Source organism: Kitasatospora sp. NPDC056531, from assembly GCF_042794375.1.
Classification (GTDB): domain Bacteria; phylum Actinomycetota; class Actinomycetes; order Streptomycetales; family Streptomycetaceae; genus Kitasatospora.
In genome coordinates, this window is sequence record NZ_JBHTTU010000316.1 from 1 (window position 1) to 1,898 (window position 1,898).

The window sequence follows — 1,898 nt, forward strand, 5'->3', positions numbered from 1 at the left end:
CACCTGCGCCGCCGCCTGGCCGACCAGGACCAGCGCCGTCCCCTCGGGCAGCGTGTCCCAGGCGGCCACGGCCTCGTCCGGGCGCTCGGCGACGAGTACGGTGACGCCGGCCAGGGCCAGCCCGGCCACCTCGGTCCGCGTTCCGATGGCGACCACGCCGCCCACCGTCAGGCCTTCCCGATCAGCAGGACGGCCACCACCAGCCCGTACACCGCGATGCCCTCGGCCAAGCCCACGATCACCATCGCCCGGCCGAAGAGTTCGGGCCGTTCGCTCAGCGCGGCGATCGCGGCGGCGCCGGTGTACGCGACGGCGATCGCCGCGCCGATCGAGGCTCCGGCCACCGCGATGCTGGCCCCGATCAGCGCCGCCGAGCCCGATCCGGAGCCCGTCGCGGCGGCCGGCCCGGCCGCACCGGCGGGGTCGGCGAGCACGGTCACCAGCAGGGCGAGCGCGCCGGCCAGGACGGCCGCATTGACGCCCAGCAGCCAGCGCAAGGCCGCCCGCCCGCGCCGGCGGGCCAGCAGCCGGGCCGCGCCGAGCACGGCGGCGAGGACGGGCAGCGCGATCAGCCAGGCGATCACCGGGGCACCTCCGTGCGCAGGACGGGCACGTGCCAGGGGCGGAAGGGCCGCCCCAGGCTCTGGAAGACGCGGGAGAACAGCTCGTAGTACTCCAGTCGCAGCGCCTGGATCCCGGCCACCAGCGCCTCCAGCGCGAAGGTGAGAGCGGTGCCGACGGCGAAGAGCAGCGCGGCCGCCGGCAGGCCCCAGGAGCCGTGTCCCGCCAGCGCGGCGGTGCCGCGCCACACCACCTGTCCGAGCGCCGCGTGGGTGAGTCCGAAGGCGGCCAGGCGGGAGAAGGAGACCGTGTTCGCGAAGAGCCGCAGGACGGCGTCGAAGAGCTCAACGACCGTCTGCAGCACTCCGCCCACTCCGCCGGTGCTCGCGCCGTACAGACCCGCGCCGGCCAGCCCGAGCCCGGCCAGGAGGATCGCCGCCCCGCCGACCGCGAGCCCGGGCAAGCGCAGGTACACGCCGCCGCCGACGACCCCCAGACCCAGAAAGAGCGCCAGGCCCGCCACCCCGGACGTCGAGTACAGCGCCCGGGCCGGGCCGCCCTCGCGCCACCGGTTCACCCCGCCGGCCACATGGGCGAGGGCGAGCAGCACGCCGCCCAGGCCGACGGCCGCCGCCAGGAGCCGTCCCGGCTGGTCCAGCGGCGACAGCCACAGCACCGGCAGTACCCCGGTCGGCCCGAAGAACTCCCCGAACGCCACGCCCGCCAGCGCGCCGCAGAGCCCGGCCCCCGCCAGGAACGGCCACACGGGGCGCAGCCGCGCCAGCCGCCGGGGCCGACCGCTGCGCAGCACCAGCGCGGCCAGCAGCAACAACGCCCCGTGGCCGACGTCGCCGAACATGAGGCCGAACATCACGACGTAGGCGATCCCGGCCGGCCAGGTCGGGTCGAGGTCCCGGTACGGCGCCGTGCCGTAGGTGCGCACGAGCGGCGAGAAGGCGCGGCGGAGCGGGCCTCCGTCGCGCAGCAGGGTGGGCGGGTCGACGCCGCGCGGTGCGCGCAGGGGCACCAGGCCGCCGCCGGTGGCGACCCGGTCCGCCGGGCACCATCCGGCGAGCGCGGCCACCTCGCCCCGGTGGACGGCGCTCGCCGCCCGCTCCTCCACCTGGGCCTCGCCCGCGAGGAGGTCCAGCCTCGCCTCCCGTTCCAGCCGGTCGAGATCCGGCAGGGTGCCGGACAGGGCGGCAGGTTGCCGCGGGGCGGGGGGGAGGACGCGGAACCACCGGCCCCCCCAGACCCGGGGGGAGTCCTCCCCCCCCTCTACCCCCCCACCACCCCCCCCGGCAGACACCAAGAGGGGGTCTCCCCGTTCTGTTTTT

2 protein-coding genes are annotated in these 1,898 nt (G+C 77.2%); both read right to left on the reverse strand.

The features are described 5' to 3' along the window. Positions 1–167: 167 nt before the first annotated feature. The gene (locus tag ACFQ87_RS46030) at positions 168–584 is read right to left on the reverse strand and encodes an ATP synthase subunit C (RefSeq protein WP_270140010.1); all 417 of its coding nucleotides are present in this window, start codon (positions 582–584) and stop codon (positions 168–170) included. Beyond that, positions 581–1,684, reverse strand: coding sequence for a V-type ATPase 116kDa subunit family protein (locus tag ACFQ87_RS46035; protein ID WP_380617016.1), 1,104 nt, complete (start codon positions 1,682–1,684; stop codon positions 581–583). The genes ACFQ87_RS46030 and ACFQ87_RS46035 overlap by 4 nt, the downstream gene beginning before the upstream one ends. Positions 1,685–1,898 lie beyond the last annotated feature (214 nt).